This window comes from Shouchella oshimensis (assembly GCF_002019765.1).
Classification (GTDB): domain Bacteria; phylum Bacillota; class Bacilli; order Bacillales; family Bacillaceae_D; genus Shouchella; species Shouchella oshimensis.
Genome location: NZ_KV917380.1, coordinates 3,116,576 through 3,133,546, shown reverse-complemented (window position 1 = coordinate 3,133,546; position 16,971 = coordinate 3,116,576). Strand labels below are relative to the sequence as shown.

17 protein-coding genes and 1 riboswitch are annotated in these 16,971 nt (G+C 39.7%); of the genes, 8 read left to right on the top strand and 9 right to left on the bottom strand.

What is annotated here, in order from left to right; genetic code table 11:
- Nucleotides 1-27: 27 nt before the first annotated feature.
- On the top strand, nucleotides 28-324 hold the full coding sequence (locus BK583_RS15835) for a hypothetical protein (protein ID WP_055735706.1): 297 nt from the start codon (nucleotides 28-30) through the stop codon (nucleotides 322-324).
- Between the two features lie 39 nt (nucleotides 325-363).
- Here the strand turns inward: BK583_RS15835 and BK583_RS15830 are convergent, their stop codons facing one another.
- From BK583_RS15830 to BK583_RS15815, 4 genes are read right to left on the bottom strand one after another with little or no spacing between them, the layout of a single operon-like run.
- Nucleotides 364-792 carry a DUF948 domain-containing protein gene (locus BK583_RS15830; RefSeq protein ID WP_035398432.1) on the bottom strand — a complete coding sequence of 143 codons (429 nt, stop codon included), beginning with the start codon at nucleotides 790-792 and terminating at the stop codon, nucleotides 364-366.
- 23 nt (nucleotides 793-815) lie between these two features.
- Complete coding sequence (locus BK583_RS15825) at nucleotides 816-1,229, bottom strand: DUF5665 domain-containing protein (RefSeq protein ID WP_236702358.1); 414 nt, start codon at nucleotides 1,227-1,229, stop codon at nucleotides 816-818.
- Between the two features lie 5 nt (nucleotides 1,230-1,234).
- Nucleotides 1,235-1,915, bottom strand: coding sequence for a class I SAM-dependent methyltransferase (locus tag BK583_RS15820; protein WP_055735707.1), 681 nt, complete (start codon nucleotides 1,913-1,915; stop codon nucleotides 1,235-1,237).
- A 57-nt stretch (nucleotides 1,916-1,972) separates the two neighbouring features.
- Complete coding sequence (locus BK583_RS15815) at nucleotides 1,973-3,010, bottom strand: DmpA family aminopeptidase (RefSeq protein WP_055735708.1); 1,038 nt, start codon at nucleotides 3,008-3,010, stop codon at nucleotides 1,973-1,975.
- A gap of 111 nt (nucleotides 3,011-3,121) precedes the next feature.
- Between BK583_RS15815 and BK583_RS15810 the strand changes: the two genes are divergently transcribed.
- From BK583_RS15810 to BK583_RS15790, 5 genes are all read left to right on the top strand, one after another.
- A complete protein-coding gene (locus BK583_RS15810) occupies nucleotides 3,122-4,000 on the top strand; it encodes an ROK family protein (RefSeq protein WP_055735709.1) in 879 nt (292 codons plus the stop codon).
- A 154-nt stretch (nucleotides 4,001-4,154) separates the two neighbouring features.
- A complete protein-coding gene (locus BK583_RS15805) occupies nucleotides 4,155-5,816 on the top strand; it encodes a M20/M25/M40 family metallo-hydrolase (RefSeq protein WP_055735710.1) in 1,662 nt (553 codons plus the stop codon).
- 164 nt (nucleotides 5,817-5,980) lie between these two features.
- On the top strand, nucleotides 5,981-7,486 hold the full coding sequence (locus BK583_RS15800) for an MFS transporter (protein WP_055735711.1): 1,506 nt from the start codon (nucleotides 5,981-5,983) through the stop codon (nucleotides 7,484-7,486).
- 121 nt (nucleotides 7,487-7,607) lie between these two features.
- On the top strand, nucleotides 7,608-8,615 hold the full coding sequence (locus tag BK583_RS15795; RefSeq protein WP_055735712.1) for a 3-oxoacyl-ACP synthase III family protein: 1,008 nt from the start codon (nucleotides 7,608-7,610) through the stop codon (nucleotides 8,613-8,615).
- A gap of 17 nt (nucleotides 8,616-8,632) precedes the next feature.
- A complete protein-coding gene (locus BK583_RS15790; protein ID WP_038477773.1) occupies nucleotides 8,633-8,971 on the top strand; it encodes a hypothetical protein in 339 nt (112 codons plus the stop codon).
- Nucleotides 8,972-9,261: 290 nt separating this feature from the next.
- Here the strand turns inward: BK583_RS15790 and BK583_RS15785 are convergent, their stop codons facing one another.
- Nucleotides 9,262-10,788, bottom strand: a complete 1,527-nt coding sequence (locus BK583_RS15785; RefSeq protein ID WP_055735713.1) for a UDP-glucose--hexose-1-phosphate uridylyltransferase — start codon at nucleotides 10,786-10,788, stop codon at nucleotides 9,262-9,264.
- A 12-nt stretch (nucleotides 10,789-10,800) separates the two neighbouring features.
- Nucleotides 10,801-11,970, bottom strand: a complete 1,170-nt coding sequence (locus BK583_RS15780) for a galactokinase (RefSeq protein ID WP_055735714.1) — start codon at nucleotides 11,968-11,970, stop codon at nucleotides 10,801-10,803.
- A gap of 215 nt (nucleotides 11,971-12,185) precedes the next feature.
- Here BK583_RS15780 and guaC point away from each other — a divergent pair, with 215 nt between their 5' ends.
- A complete protein-coding gene (guaC, locus tag BK583_RS15775) occupies nucleotides 12,186-13,169 on the top strand; it encodes a GMP reductase (protein ID WP_055735715.1) in 984 nt (327 codons plus the stop codon).
- 56 nt (nucleotides 13,170-13,225) lie between these two features.
- Here the strand turns inward: guaC and BK583_RS15770 are convergent, their stop codons facing one another.
- From BK583_RS15770 to BK583_RS15760, 3 genes are all read right to left on the bottom strand, one after another.
- The gene (locus tag BK583_RS15770; protein WP_055735716.1) at nucleotides 13,226-13,513 is read right to left on the bottom strand and encodes a CotD family spore coat protein; all 288 of its coding nucleotides are present in this window, start codon (nucleotides 13,511-13,513) and stop codon (nucleotides 13,226-13,228) included.
- 138 nt (nucleotides 13,514-13,651) lie between these two features.
- On the bottom strand, nucleotides 13,652-14,149 hold the full coding sequence (locus tag BK583_RS15765) for a phosphatidylglycerophosphatase A family protein (RefSeq protein ID WP_206698863.1): 498 nt from the start codon (nucleotides 14,147-14,149) through the stop codon (nucleotides 13,652-13,654).
- A 28-nt stretch (nucleotides 14,150-14,177) separates the two neighbouring features.
- Complete coding sequence (locus BK583_RS15760) at nucleotides 14,178-14,537, bottom strand: hypothetical protein (protein ID WP_055735717.1); 360 nt, start codon at nucleotides 14,535-14,537, stop codon at nucleotides 14,178-14,180.
- 158 nt (nucleotides 14,538-14,695) lie between these two features.
- Nucleotides 14,696-14,797, top strand: a riboswitch (purine riboswitch).
- Between the two features lie 76 nt (nucleotides 14,798-14,873).
- Between BK583_RS15760 and BK583_RS15755 the strand changes: the two genes are divergently transcribed.
- Nucleotides 14,874-16,178, top strand: a complete 1,305-nt coding sequence (locus tag BK583_RS15755) for an NCS2 family permease (protein WP_038477787.1) — start codon at nucleotides 14,874-14,876, stop codon at nucleotides 16,176-16,178.
- The last annotated feature ends 793 nt before the right edge of the window (nucleotides 16,179-16,971 follow it).

The following is a 16,971-nucleotide window of genomic DNA, read 5'->3' as shown; positions in this document are numbered from 1 at the left end:
ACACTAAAAAGGTAAGGAGGCCAGGAGATGGAAGAGCTTGCAGAAAGTATTATAGCAACCATTCAAGCAAATGAAAAAGACTGGCTAAGAGCGTGGGACGTACAAGGGTATATTCCAATGGATCATGGTTTACTCTTGTATGTAACGCGTAAAGACGGTCAAAAGGTTGTGGTTAGTATTCAAACGAAGGATCATTCGGTTTACCAACTAGAGCTTTTACGTAATAATGATAAGTTTGATCGCATTGTTCTAGGTGGGACTTACGATGTAAAGAAAGATCAACTGGGAGAACAAATTGATCAACTCTTAACTGTGTATCATTAAAAAGACGAGTCATCCTCATAAAGAGGAGACTCGTCTTTTTTATACGTTGTTTTGCTGTTTCTTTGCTTTTCGAAAATAATAGAGAAAGGCAATGCCTTTAATAATTCCAGAAACTTGATCAGGTTGAGCCGTTACAGCTTCTTGTTTAGCAGCATTGACTCTTGTAAGCGTATATGTAGATAATGCGCTTGAAGCTCTGTGTGCAGCTTCTCCAGAATCATGAATGATATCAAAAAGCGGATTGAGCTTTGACACTTTTTCGTTTACATCCATAATCGTTTCGTTTGTATTATGGAGAGTTACTTTTACTTCACCTGTAATATCGTCTAAACTTTTTTCAAGCTGGGCAACGGTTGTAGCGGTTTTATCAAGTGTTTTTGCTAGATTACGCATAGCTGGTAACAAGCAAATAACGGCAATAAGAAACGCAACCGCAAAAACTAGTACGCCAATTCCTAACCAATCCATTCTAAAAAACCTCCTCTGTCGACTTATCGATTTGCTTCAATGATGTTCGCTAAATTGGCGAGCCATTCTCCAATAATCGGTAATGGTTCAAACAAATTAAGTATAGCAAGAAGTAGAGAGACGAAAAGTGCTACGCCAATCGTTAATCCTACACCTCTAGCAATACCAGCGATTAAGTTTGATTTTACCACTTGTTTTGTATCTGTAAAATGAAAAGCCATATCTTTAAGCCTTCCGTTCGTGGTAACGTCTTCTAGTTTGTCCAATAACGCGTGGAATCGGTCATTTTCATCCGATTGTTTTTCAATTTCACGCTGGCGGTGCTTCGATGGCAACATTCTACTTTTTTGGTCATCGGTGAGCGGCAAGTGAATCCCTCCAATTCGTTCATCTACTTTACTATAACCGTTAGTAGGGAGGGTTAAACCAAAAGCCATCCACCTTAAACGGATGGCTTTGCTTTTAGCATATATTGATATGCAGTTGTTCTTTCAAAGAAGTGTGTTGTATTTAGACCAGCTAATTGTCCAGCCTCAAGTATTTTTTGCATGAGCAGCTGTTGGTGGGGGAACAATACTTGGTTATTCACAATGATCTCTATTTGATAACCACTGGTATGAAATAACTTTTCGATTTCTGATTTCGTGAAAAACCGAAAATGTGTCTTATCAAGTAAACCTGCATCTACATAATTCCAAGTGCCTTGAATTAACTCCTCTATAATAGATATGTGACCAACATTTGGAATGCTTGCGTAAATGGCACCGGTTTGTTTTAAGTATGGCTTTACTTTTGTTAACACTGACCAAGGATCTAACGTATGTTCTAATACGTCTGCAAAAATAATCGCATCAAATTGTTCTTGTTCAAATGGTAATGGATCCGATTCAATATTCCCTACCGTAACGGAGTCAAGTTTTTGTTTAGCTTGGGTAGCAGCTTGTTGAAACAGTTCAAAGCCATGTACGTCTGCGCCATACGAGTCTTTTATTGCAGCACCGAGGGCTCCTTCAGCACAGCCAATATCCAATACCGTTTCGACTTTTGGATCAATTAAAGAAAACAGTTGTTGATTAATTCCTTGATAGTAAGCAGTTGCTTTCTTTTCATATTCTTTATCCACTATTAACGCCTCCATTCCTGCCTATTGTATGCAGTGATAAAGGCTATGGTGAAGGAACTATTTTGTTAGAGCATCGTGTATGCTTAAGCGAGTATGCTTGTTGTAACCTGTAGTGGTTGTGGCCGAACATAACGAATTAAGTATAGCTTCCTCAACACATTCGGCGGCAGCTGCAAACAGTAGAGACATGGATGCGTCGCTATCATGTAAGAAAGTATAGGTTTGTAAAGGTTCAAGTGGGTAATGAGGCACCCGATTTGCTGTTGAAAAGGCAATAGCAATATCACCACTTCCATTAGCGGCAAAAGAAGCCGTACGTCCGAGTCCAAGAGTCGCTCTTTTTGCTAATCGTTTTAATTGGCGAGCGTCTAATGGAGCGTCTGTTGCGAGCACAATAATAATGGATCCATCAGGCATAGGTGTAGAGCAATGACCATCTTGAATGTTTAATTTGGTACGATGGCGACTATAAATCCAGTCTTCCTTTTGTCCATAATTCGTCAGGACGAGGCAGCCAACCGTATACGAAGAAACAAGACGTGAACTTGTGCCAATTCCTCCTTTAAACCCAAGACAGGACATACCAGTACCTGCCCCGACAGCCCCCTCTTCAACAGCTTCTCCACTCGCGGCTTTAATCGCAGAAATCGCGTCTTTTGGTTTAACGACCATTTGTCGAATATCATTTAGGAAACCATCGTTACATTCCGCTGTTAAAACATTAACGGTGCTCGTTGTGGTACCGATCTCTTGATTGTGAGCAAGTAGATAGGATAGTGTTCCTTCTGTAACGGCAGGAACGGAAAAGGTGTTTGTCAGCATGATCGGGCTCTCAATAACACCAAGTTCTTCTACTTGTACAAGGCCAGTTGTTTTTCCGAAGCCATTGAGCACAAAGGAGCTGGCAATGGTCTTTTTCGTAAACAGATTTTCGGTATGAGGAATAATGGCAGTTACGCCTGTTCGAATTTGTTCCCCCTCTATGAGAGTGGAATGTCCCACCTGTACACCAGCTACGTCCGTAATACCGTTCATTGGTCCAATAGGCAGACCTGGAAATGAAAAGCCTGCTTGTCTTGCAGATGAATGATTCATTGGAGACTCCTTTTTCTCTCATTTTGCAAAAAAACAGATAAAACGTAAAGAAAAAAAAGATGTAGAATGCTATAATCTTTACTAGCTAGTTCACTAGGAGGAGAGAAGAAGATGAATAGTGCTCGATATGGTGGGTTGGAAGCAGGTGGAACAAAAATGATCTGCGTGGTGACAGATGAAAACGGGAAATGGCTCGATCAACGAACATTGCCAACACTGTCGCCTGAAGAGACAATTTCCCAAATTGTTGATTTTTTTAAGAAAAATGCCATTACTAGTTTAGGAATTGGTAGCTTTGGTCCGCTTGATCTTAAGGAAGGATCTCATACATATGGTTCTCTTGCTAGTACTCCAAAAAAAGGTTGGAAAGGCTATCCGTTATTGGAAGCGTTTAAATCCCTTGAAGTACCAATCTCATTAACAACTGATGTAAATGGTGCCGCACTTGCTGAAGCAACAAAAGGAGCTGCAAAAGGGTTAGACAGCTGTCTGTATATTACAGTTGGAACAGGGATCGGAGCAGGAGCTGTAGTAAACGGAACTATTTTAGAGGGGTTCTCCCATCCTGAAATGGGTCATGTGCCTGTCAAGCCACACGAAAACGATACGTTCGAAGGTCACTGTCCGTACCATGGGACATGCGCAGAAGGTATGGCCGCAGGACCTGCTATACAGGCTCGCTGGGGGAAAGCTGGAGTAGAGTTATCCGAAGATGACCGCGTATGGCAATTAGAGGCTTATTATCTAGCTCAAGCCATTGCGGCATATACCTATATTTTATCCCCTAAAAAAGTAATTCTAGGTGGCGGGGTAATGAAACAGAAGCAATTGTATTCTCTTGTTCGTGAGGAATTAATTCGTCAGCTAAACGGCTATGTGGACATTGGTGACCCTGATGAATACGTTGTAGCTCCAGGATTAGATGAGCACGCAGGTATAGAAGGTGCGTTACTATTAGCGAAACAAGCCGAAAAAATGGCGCTATCGTAAAACAAAAGGCTGCAATGAACCATTTAGGTTCTTGCGGTTTTTTTATTTCCATAAGAAATAAAGGAAATTGTCGAATTAAGAGCGTATTTGTAAGAGGAACAGCACTTAGAGAAATTCATATAATACGTTAGCATAGTCACAGGAGGTTTCGCTTATGTCTTATTCTCATTTTAGCGCTTACGCTTTTTCTGATCGGGTTCTAGCTTTAACAAAAGAACTCGTACAGCAACCTAGTATTTCTGGCACAACACAAGAAAATCAAATGGCAGATTTAATTTGCACCATTTTACTGCGAAATCCTTATTTTAAAGCGTATCCATTATCCATTAAACGCATTCCCCTTAAAAATGATCCCTTAAATCGTTGTGCCATCGTCGCTATGCTGGAAAAGAAGCCATCTACAAAGCAAGCAACGATTTTACTTAGCCACTATGATGTAGTCGGTGTGGATGATTTCGGGCTATACAAAGAAGAAGCATTTCATCCCGAAGCATTACAAAAGCAATTAAAGGAAGAACAAGAAGGATATTTAGATGAAGCCGCAAGAGTCGATTTGCATTCAAATGATTATTTGTTTGGAAGAGGCTCGATGGATATGAAAGCCGGATTGGCAATGCAGCTTTCAATCATGGAGGATATTGCACGTGATGAAGAATCAACTGAGAATATTTGCTTAGTAGCTGTACCAGATGAAGAAAAGTTATCACTTGGCATGTTTGCAGCGGTAGAGGAACTTGCAAAATTGCAGGAAAGTGGCTGGCAATTTTCTGCATGTATTTGCTCCGAACCGAATTTCTCTGCCTATCCTAATGATTTCAAAAAATATGTTTATACTGGTTCAACAGGAAAGCTACTCCCGTTTATTTATTGCTTAGGGAGAGAAACTCATGTTGGGCAACCGTTGGAGGGAATTAATGCCTCGGTTATGGCAGCGCAGCTTGCTGTAGAAATGGAATGGTCGGACGCATTTTCTGATCAATTAAATGGAGAATCCTCCCCATCTCCTACTTGTTTACGCATTCGAGACTTAAAAGAAACGTACGATGTGCAAACGCCGAATGAATCCTATTTGTTTTACAATGTCTTAACCCTACATTCTAGTCCAGAGCTTGTTATGGAAAAAGTGAAGCGAGCATGCGAACAAGCGAGTGAAGCAATCTATAAGCGTCTTGTAAAGCATAGGCTTGCGTTTGGAACAGATGCACTAGCTCAGGCTGTTCCACAACCAAAGGTCTATACAATTGCTGAGCTGTATCAAAGAGGAATCAAAAAATTTGGCACGGGCTTTAAGCAGTCGTATGAAACCATTTTACATGACAGTATTCGAGATAACGAGACTTTTACAGAACAAACGTTATCTATTGCTCGTCATTTATCAACCTATTTTTTGGATCAGGCACCTTTTTATTTATTGCTTTTACAGCCGCCCTATTACCCACATGTAAAGTTAAATGAAAAGGAAGACCAATTGTTGCTAACGTTAACAAATGATTTACAAAAGATTGGTACTGAATCCTTTCAAGAGTCGATCGTGTTAAAAACCTTTTTTCCAGGTTTATCTGATGTTAGCTACTTACGTTCTCATGGAGAGACGCAAGTGGAAACAACCCTCGACACATTTATGCCACTATATCAACAAAATTATCATATTCCAATGGCAGCCATACAACAGTTGAACATTCCAACAATAAACGTTGGGCCGTTCGGAAAAGATGCTCACAAGCGAACCGAACGATTGCAACTTTCTTATTCAACAAAAGTAGCACCAGTTTTGTTACGCTATGCTACAAAACAACTCGCGAATAATCGTTTTTAGTAGAAAGATTTTCACGTACGGTTCTCATGTAAAACCATGTGAGCTGTACCATTCTTTCTATAAGAAGCCAATCGATCGTTTATTTTGTGTAGGATGTGCAGCTTGTCTTAGTGTAAACTAATAGGGTGAAAAGATTGTAGTGTGATTAAGTAAGGAGTATACATATGAGAACACCATCACTTGTAACAGCAGGACTTTTACTCGGGATCTTTATGGCGGCAATAGACAATACAATTGTCGCTACAGCAATGGGCACAATAGTAGGTGATTTAGGGAATTACGATCAATTTGTATGGGTAACAGCTGCCTATATGGTAGCCATGATGGCAGGTATGCCAATTTATGGGAAGTTATCTGACATGTATGGACGAAAGCGATTCTTTTTATTTGGTTTAATTGTTTTTGTATTGGGTTCCATACTGTGCGGATTAGCCAATTCTATGAGTCAGTTAATTGGGTATCGGGTGATCCAAGGAATAGGTGGCGGTGCGTTAATGCCTATTGCATTCACCATTATTTTTGATATTTTTCCTCCTGAAAAAAGAGGCAAAATGACCGGATTAATTGGAGCTGTATTCGGTGTATCAAGTGTATTCGGTCCTCTAATGGGAGCCTTTATAACGGAAACATTAAGCTGGCATTGGATTTTTTATATTAACGTACCGATTGGTGCTGTGGCACTCTATTTAATTGCTCAACATTATAAGGAAACTCTTGAACCACAAAAGCAAAAGATTGACTGGCTTGGTGCTTCAACGTTAGTCATAGCTGTTGTTTGTTTAATGTTTGCATTGGAACTTGGCGGAGAAGCCTATAGTTGGACTTCACCATCACTTATTAGTTTATTTGGCTTCGCTTTTGCTGCTTTTATTGTATTTATTTTCGCAGAAAGACGGGCAGATGAGCCAATCATTTCGTTTTGGATGTTTAAAAGAAGATTATTTGCTACATCGCAAATTATTGCTTTTATTTACGGTAGTACATTTGTTGTGTTAGCTATTTTTATTCCCATCTTCGTGCAGGCAGTCTTTGGAGGATCGGCATCAAGTGCTGGTACAACGTTAATGCCGATGATGATTGGCTCAGTTGTTGGAAGTATGACAGGAGGGCTTTTGCAAACGCGTATTCCGTTTCGAACCATGATGATCTTTTCAGCGGTTTGTTTTTTTACAGGTATGAGTTTGCTCGCAACAATGACTCCTGAAATATCTAGAGTCATGTTAGGTGTTTATATGTTTCTAGCAGGAATAGGTGTTGGGTTCTCATTTTCGTTACTGCCAGCAGCTTCGATTAATAATCTGCCGAAGCGCTATCGTGGCTCAGCGAATTCTACTAACTCGTTTCTTCGTTCATTTGGGATGACGGTTGGAATTGCTATCTTTGGCACGATTCAAACGGTGACGTTTTCCAATCGCATGAGAGAATCCATAACCGATGTAGAGGCAGACGGGGTTGCGCTTGATCCTCAAGAACTCTTTACCCCAGAAGGTCGTGCGCAAATTCCAGAAGATGCACTAGCGACGATTACAGCGACAATGTCTGATTCCATTACCTTTATCTTTACTCTCGCACTAATACCGATTAGCTTAGCACTTATTACAACATTTTTTATGGGTGGCGATAAAGTGGAAACGAGTAAAGATTTGAAGATAGAAAGGTTATCTGAGTAACGTTTCACCTAATATGTTTTCATGAGCCTTTTTCTTGAAGAATTTACATCGAGAGCTATTAATGATTCTCGAAACCTGTCGATATGTATAGTGTAGGTTTTTGAAGAGAGGAGAGCTTTGCTTGAGTAGTGTAATCGTTAGAAATGTCGCTAAATATTTACCTGAAACCGTTAAGAACCGCGAAGAAATGCGTACTCATTTTGCATCTGTTGGAGCCCAAATTGACGGTCTTTTCGATGTGGGTGGTCGTGAAAATCATCCATATATACAGGACTACCGGGAAGAGACATCGGTTACGATGGCGACGAAAGCATGTGAAGCATTGCTTGAAAAGGAAGGACTTACTTTAGAAGATGTACAAGGTTTTTTCTTTGTGTCAGATGCGCCAGAGTATACGGTTCCTTCAAATGCCATTACAATTGTGAATTCATTAGGAGCTGGAAATGATGGTGCCGTTAAATTTGTAATGGATTTAAACCAGAACTGTACAGGATTACTTTCTTCATTTGATATGGTAAGCGCATATATGAAAACAAGAAAAGATCTTAAGCGGTGTGTGCTTGTAAGTGTGTTTAATTCGACTCATATCTCTCACAAAGAAGATCCTGCGACGTATGGGTTTTTAACAGATGGCTCTAGCGCGTTACTACTAGAAAAGATTGACCAAAAGGGAAAAGGTATCCTCGATTCCGATACGTTAATTGGTTCAGACGGCTGGGAGCTGATGAGCTTTCCTTCTGCTGGCTATTCGAAAGTTTTTAAAGAAGAAACCTCATTACGTGAGAGAACGTTACGATGGGATGTTGGGCCGGCAGGATGGATTCCAGATAAATATATGGAAGTGCTTCCCGGTTTACTAGAACGCAATGGCTTAGCAGAATCAGATGTTGACTACTTTATTTGTTCACAATTCCACGAAGGGCTTGTGAAACGAACGTGTGAATTAATGGAATCTACAATGGACAAGTGGTTATTTGTTAGTAGATCCTATGGTTATGCAGGAAATGCATCTCCAGGCTTTGCATTTGAAGAAGGGTTGCGTTCAGGCAAATTTACTGAAGGAAAAACAATTGTATGGTTTTCCTTCGGTGCAGGCTACACACTTTCTGCGTTGTTATACAGATTTTAATAAGGAGTGGAATAATTATGTATTCAATGAGTATTGATGAAAGAAAAAAACAATTTACAATTGTCGTAAGCGGGTTTATTACAGAAGAAGAAGCGGATGCGTATAAGAAGGATTACATTATGCACGCTGCATCTATAGATTGTTCAGATTATACCCTTATACTAGATGGAAGCGATATGATGGTTTCAAAGCAGTCTATGCTAGATGGGTTAAAGGCATTGATTCAATCATATGTAAATCATGGCTACAAAGAAATTTTGTTTGTACAAGCTAAGTCACCTTCTGCTCGTGCGCAATTACGCCGTATTGACATATTAATGAACAATGTTCGCTTAATTGAAGTAAACGATGTTTAAGTTTGAAAAGAGGCTGGGACATAACGAAAAGTAGTATTTGAAAAGACGAATAGTCTAAAATATGCTGAGTAGCACCGCTACAGGAGAATCCTTCGCTTTCCGGGGACACGGCCTCAGTCTCTTCCGTGGAAAACCGCCACTCCAGAGTCTTCAGACACGTGCTGATCCCCCAGGAGTCTTCAGATTCTCCTTCCGCTAATGTTCATATAAAAGAAACGACGAACGTTCCTATTTTCAGGAATGTTCGTCATTTTGATCTGTCTATCTACTTTTGTCCCAGCCTCGTTTTTTTATTTTGACCAAGATTCTTGACAATGCGCCCAGAATCGTAAAAAACCCTTTTCGCCTTCAGAAGAATGTTTAAAAATCCCCGCGTGTTCGAGGACTGTTGAAAAAATCGTACCAACCTCTTGTTTTAATTCTTTCATTAAGTTTTTTTCCTTCAAATTTTCACCTAATCGATTCTTTAATGTTAACGCCCAACGAGTATGTTTTTCTGTTGAAGGGGATTCGCTTAATAGTTGCTCAGCGTGCTCACTTAGAAGACAAGTAGAAATCTCCTCTAATTCCTGTTTTAATCGTCCTGGCAAAATGGCTAAACCCATTACCTCAATTAAGCCGATATTCTCTTTTTTTATAGCATGTGTTTCTTGATGTGGATGAAAAAGACCGAGCGGGTGATCTCGGGTTGTTCGATTATTTCGCAAAACTAAATCAAGCTCATAGTTGCCATCTTTCATTCGTAACACAGGTGTAATCGTATTATGTGGTTCATCTCCTGAATAAGCAACTAGTTCAACATGAGAATCTGAATACGAGCGCCACTCTCTAAGAATATGACTAGAGGTAGCAATAAGTGCTTGGCGATTTTGACTGGTTAAGCGTATAACAGACATGGGCCAGTCGACGATACCTGCTTGTATAGATTCGTTTCCAAAAGGCAATAGGTTTTGTTTCAGGGGAGCCTGTGCCATTGGAAAATCATACACTCCGCCTTGATAATGATCATGCTCAAGAATGGATCCGCCGACGATAGGTAAATCCGCATTTGATCCAATAAAGTAATGAGGAAACTGATCAATAAAATCAAATAAACGGATAAACGTTTTTTCGCTAATTTCCATTGGTTGTTGTTCACCAGAAAAAACGATGGCATGCTCGTTGTAATAAACATATGGAGAAAACTGAAAATACCATTGTTCACCTGCTAATGATAAAGGAACATAGCGCAAGGTTTGTCGGGCAGGGTGAGTAAGGGAGCCTGCAAATCCAATGTTCTCTTTCGCAAGCGGGCCAGAAGGGTAGACCTTTTCTGTTTTCTGTTTTCGAGCTTCAGCAAGGGCAATAGGATCTTTTTCTGGTTTAGACAAATTGATTGTCATTTCTAAGGAACCAAATGGCGTTTGCACATCCCAACTTTCATTTAAAGCAATACGGTCAACTCTTATATAATGAGCATCTTTGTTGAACTGATAAAAGGCTTTGGTTGCATAAGACGGATCGTATTGTTGATAGTGTAAAAAAAACGTGTGCGAGACAGTACTCGGTCTCGCTAACATAAGATCCATTAAAGCAGTGTCAAATAAATCACGTTGTGTCGTTGTATTTGGTGCAAATAACCCTTTATTATACGCCCAATCTAAAAGAGGCGTCAGAATGTTTTCAAGCTGATCTTCGGATTTGACATGTGTTTGTTCAGGTGCATGTAACCCTAGAAAATGAAGGAGACGGTTATGGATGTATAGTTTATCTTCTGGTAAGAAAAGTTTTCGATCTAATCCATACAAAAGTAACTTTTCAATTAAATCGTGAATCATAAGACATCACTCCTAATCCAATTTTTTTACGCCGTCACCAGCTAGACTGACATAAAAATCGGGTTTAATGGATGTTTTCTGTTCATACAGGAAAGAAACATTTTCTTTAAAGGCATCAATATAATCATGATGGACTAAGCTGACTGTGCAACCTCCAAATCCTGCCCCAGTCATTCGTGTGCCGATACAACCTTCCTGGTCTTTTTGAATCATATAAAGCAAATCGAGTTCGTAGCCTGTTACTTCATAGTCATCAGCAAGTGATCGATGAGACTCATTCATACATGCCCCGAGGCTTTTTAAGTCATGTGCTTTTAAAAAAGTTACAGCCTGTTTTACTCGTGAATTTTCGGTCACAACATGATTCACGCGTTTTTTTAAAGTGTTATTTGTTACTACTGTTTTAGCTTGCGCCCATGTCGCTGTAGTTAAATCACTTAATGAGTCCAAAGGGTAGCCTTCTTTTTGCAGGATGTGTAACCCTTGTTCACATTCTGAACGGCGTTCATTGTACTTTGAATCAGCAAGTCCACGTTTTTTGTTCGTATTGGTAATAACAATGGAGTAAGCACCTAACGCAAGTGGAACAAGCTCGTGTTCAAGGGTGCCTGTATGTATAAATAGCGCATGTGCCTCTTTTCCAAGACCTACAGCGTATTGATCCATAATGCCACTATTTACACCGATGTAGTCATTTTCAACCTTTTGGCACAGTTGAGCAAGTTCAGAACGGCTTAGCCCGGCATCGAGTACGTCGTTTAAGAAAAACGCTGTAACCATTTCAATGGAGGCAGAAGAAGAGAGCCCAGCTCCGTTAGGAAGTGTTCCATAATAGAGTAAATTCATTCCCGGTAAAGTATAACCAAGCTCTTGAAATGCGCGCATAACCCCTTTGGGATAGTTACTCCAGCTATGGTCACTTGAATAAGACAAAGAACTTGTCACATGAGTAAAGGACTCTGGGAAATTTTCGCTTTTCATTTGAATCAATTGATCAGGTCTAAAGCGAATCGCTAAATAAGTTCCCATAGTAAGGGCGGCTGGAAATACATAGCCATTGTTATAATCGGTATGTTCGCCAATTAGGTTCACGCGACCAGGAGAAAAGTAGATACTTGAAGGTTCTTCGTTAGCAAATGCTTGAAAAGCTTTCGTAAGAGAATGTCGTTCAATGGTTTCCATGTTATCACGCTCCTACCGTTAATGTTACTCATTCTAACGGGAAAAGATATGGATAAAATTGCGCTTTTTCACCATTATATTGTCAGCCTAATCGTAAACGCTTTCGTAAATTGTACGAAAGCTTTGACTTCCAGTAGAAAATCATGTATATTACCAAATGGGCGAACGTTTAAATCGTCTTTTGAGTTTAATATTCGTTTTTAGGGGTGTCATAGATGGAAAATGTATTTGATTACGAAGATATTCAATTAATTCCCGCTAAATGTGTGGTGAATAGTCGATCAGAATGTGACACAAGTGTAGAATTAGGTGGTCGGACATTTAAGTTACCTGTTGTTCCGGCAAACATGCAAACCATAATAGATGAGAACATTGCACTGTATTTAGCAGAAAACGATTATTTTTATGTAATGCACCGTTTTCAGCCAGAGAAACGGTATAATTTTGTAAAAGAGATGCAAGAACGAGGACTATACGCATCGATTAGTGTAGGAGTGAAAGAGGAAGAGTATGGATTCGTTGAGCAACTAGCAGCTGATCAAGTTGTTCCTGAATACATTACAATTGATATTGCCCACGGTCATTCAAATGCCGTTATTCAAATGATTCAACATATAAAAAAGTACTTACCGACTAGTTTTGTCATCGCTGGGAATGTTGGTACGCCTGAAGCAGTACGTGAGTTAGAGAACGCAGGCGCAGATGCAACAAAAGTAGGTATTGGACCAGGAAAAGTATGTATTACAAAAATTAAAACAGGGTTCGGTACAGGTGGCTGGCAATTAGCAGCATTACGCTGGTGTGCCAAAGCTGCAAGCAAGCCAATTATTGCTGATGGCGGTATTCGAACAAATGGGGATATTGCGAAATCCGTTCGATTTGGCGCTTCCATGGTTATGATCGGTTCGTTATTTGCAGGTCATGAGGAATCTCCAGGTGAAACAACGGAGATAGACGGGAAACGTGTTAAAGAATATTTTGGCTCTGCATCTGAATTTCAAAAAGGCGAGAAGAAAAACGTTGAGGGCAAAAAAATGTTCGTAGAGCATAAAGGCTCTTTAAAGGATACATTAGATGAAATGCAACAAGATCTTCAATCCTCCATTTCCTACGCTGGAGGCACTAAGCTTGAATCCATTCGAAATGTTGATTATGTGGTAGTGAAAAACTCTATTTTTAATGGCGACAAAGTCTATTAAAGCGTAAATAGAAAAGCCCTGTAGAGAATCTTCTTTATAGGGCTTTTTTTCGTATATTAAAGAAACCAGTCCCAGCCTCGTCTTGGAGGACGAGTTTGGTGGTTCTGACTGCACGAAACATTCTCTGTACGTTGTTCTTCTTCGACAATGACTTTTTCTGGATAGTGATGAACATGGCGATAAATTTTTTTGCGTTTGACGATGGTTTCGATTGGATGTACTTCAGGCACGATAACGACTTCAACTTCTTCCACAATTCTTCTTTTCGGAGAGTGGATAATAGGATCGGTTTCAGATATGTGGACATTTTGCCTGTTGCCGCATTTCGAGCATCGATGATCCATTTTATATACCTCCTTATAGCGAGTACTACTGTTAGACTATGTATGAAAGTAAGAATTCGACTGGTTAGATGTCTCGCAAAACAAGAAACAGGCGCACAAAAAAAGCAGTGAGAACATTTTCACTGCTTTTTACTGTAATTAATCACGCACGCCAGCGCCTTCTTCGGAATGGGCAAGACGGCTTGACGCAGCTGCTGCAATAGCTCCAACAATATCGTCAAGGAAAGTATGGCACTTTTCTTGATTATGATCGTTTAATTTTGCCAGTATACCGGGCTTAATCTTGTCTACATAACCAAAGTTTGTTAAGCCGATCGAACCATACACATTCACGATGGAAAGAGCAATAATTTCATCAATTCCATAAAGTCCTTCATCAGATTCAATAATTTCTTGTATAGGAGATGACAGCTTTTTTTGTTCTGCTAAACGATCCAACTCAATTCCTGTTAATAAAGCATTCTGTACTTCGCGCTTCGCAAGCACCTTCATCACATGGTTGCGACACATTTCCTTCGTTAAGTTCGGAACATAAGGTGTTTGAAGATCATAGACAAGGTCCATAATGTCTTCAATGGTCACGCCACGATCTTCTAAATTTTCTATCGCTAATTCGATTGTAATATTGTGAATCAACGTAAGTACCCCCTTTTTTATCTACTATTTAATTACTATACCCTTTTTTACGGCTTGGCCATAACCATTCACTAGAAATAATTTGAATCCCCGAACCTTTAGTCGGAAGTATTCTTCTGACAGTTCGACAGGCCATTGATTCATAATCCTCTATATAGCGGGTTGTTTTTAAATCCGGCACTAGTATTTCAATAGTCGCAGTCGCAGCTACTTCATCGTATTGGTTTCGCCAATATTTGTAGTTTTCAAAGCGAAGAATTTTCACCGTATTGGTAATGGTTTTTTTATAGCGAGTTTCAAATAACTGTTTTGTTTCTTCTATATTCATATCTTGTTTGCCAACATGAATATAGAGAGTCGTTTTACATGTTGCTTTGCAGACGTACATGATGTTCCTCCACACGTTTATGGTACGGCAAGTATACAAGAAAACCTGAAAAATGGAAATCAATAGGTTAATAACGAATGTTATTGCTTAATAACTAAATAATGTTCGTATTTTTTATTGACAACTTTGAAGCCTCTTGCTACACTAAATTTCGTACTAAATCATATAAGCATTTCAGTCGTATATACGCAGAGATAAGGTCTGCACGTTTCTACCGAGCTACCGTAAATAGCTTGACTACGATGTGAGAGGCATTGTTTGCATAAAACAACCTTGTCACGTCAACTCTAGGTAGAACATCCTAGGGTTATTTTATTTTAGGGGGAAAAGAAAAGAATGGATCGATTCTTTCAATTAAGTGCAAACAAAACATCAATACGACAAGAAGCAATAGCAGGGTTAACAACATTTCTTGCAATGGCTTATATTTTGTTCGTAAATCCAGATATATTAGGTGCAGCTGGAATGGATCAAGGTGCTGTCTTTGTAGCTACTGCATTAGCAGCAATGGTCGGATCGATCATCATGGGCTTACTAGCTAATTATCCAATTGCACTAGCACCGGGAATGGGCTTAAACGCTTTCTTCGCATACACAGTCGTTATCAATTATGGTATGTCTTGGCAAGCGGCATTATTTGCTGTATTTGCTTCTGGTGTTATCTTTATTTTTATTACGATTTTCAAACTTAGAGAAAAAATTATTAATGCCATTCCAGAGGAACTTAAGTATGCTGCTGGAGCGGGTATTGGATTATTTATTGCGTTTATTGGTTTAAAGAACGCTGGAATTGTTGTTGGAGATGAAGCAACACTTGTCACAATGGGAAATCTTCAAACACCCGGAACATTGCTTGCGATCTTCGGGATTGTCGTGACGATTATTCTTGTTGTTATGAATATTAAAGGCGCTGTTTTTTACGGTCTTGCTTTAACGGCATTAGTAGGTATTATTACTGGAATGAACAGTTTGGATGGTGGAATTATTTCCATGCCACCAAGCTTAACTACATTCGGAGCTGCATTTCAACCTGTAAGCTGGACAGATGAAATCTTTACGCTACAGATGCTGATTGTCGTTTTAACATTCTTATTCATTGTATTCTTTGATACAGCAGGAACATTGTTTGCAGTTGCGACACAGGCAGGTTTTGTAAAAGATAACCGTTTACCGCGAGCTGGAAGAGCGTTATTTGCAGATGCTAGTGCGACAACAGTTGGAGCAATCTTCGGAACATCTACAACGACTGCTTATGTTGAATCGACATCAGGTGTTGCTGTTGGTGGTCGGACAGGACTTACCGCTATTTTTACGGGGTTGTTTTTCTTAGTTGCATTATTCTTCTCGCCACTTTTATCCGTTATAACAGGAGAAGTGACGGCACCTGCATTAATCGTAGTTGGTGTGATGATGGCTACGTCATTGCGTCATATTGATTGGACTAAAATGGAAATTGCCGTTCCAGTGTTCTTTACTGTTGTAACGATGCCGTTAACATACAGTATTGCAACTGGTATTGCACTTGGATTCGTTCTTTACCCATTAACAATGGTTGTAAAGGGCCGAGGGAAAGAATTGCATCCGTTAATGTACTTGTTATTTGTAGCCTTTGTTCTTTTCCTATTTTTCTTACCACATTAATAGAACGAGTAAATAGAAACGGCTTGCCTTTAAGGCAGGCCGTTTTTTGCCTTTATAAAGGTGTGTAGGAGTCTATACGAGGAACAAATTGTGTATCCTACATCCTTAGGACTAAGTTATCTTTGAGACTTTATTTCCAGACTAAGATGAATGACTTCGAGAAGTTACTTATTACTCTAACCTTATCATGTAGAGTTTTAGAGGCTCGCTAAAAAGAAAAGATGGCGAGTAAAGAGAGCGAGAGGAAATGGTGCAACACGTTCGTTTGCTGCTATTATTTAAGAAGAATCAGAGGTTGGTAAAAGTACTCAATTATTGATGTGGAACAATTTTAAAAAAACTTTTAATATTTTTTTGTGAAATAGTATTGACGATATATGTTGAATCTTGTTATTATATCTAAGTCGCCAACAGATGGCGCAACCGAGTTCTTTGAAAACTGAACAAAAGCCAAGCGTAAAAAGAGATACAAGGTATCTCGTCAATGAAGTTAGACACAGCTTTAAATTGTGCAACAGCTTAGGATCTTCGACTAAGATCGCAACGTCCATGTTGCAACGTCGAAGTCAACACATCCGTGTGTAAGTAAACACTTTTAACGGAGAGTTTGATCCTGGCTCAGGACGAACGCTGGCGGCGTGCCTAATACATGCAAGTCGAGCGGACAGAAGGGAGCTTGCTCCCGGACGTTAGCGGCGGACGGGTGAGTAACACGTAGGTAACCTGCCCCTTAGACTGGGATAACTCCGGGAAACCGGAGCTAATACGGGATAATAAAGAGAATCACCTGATT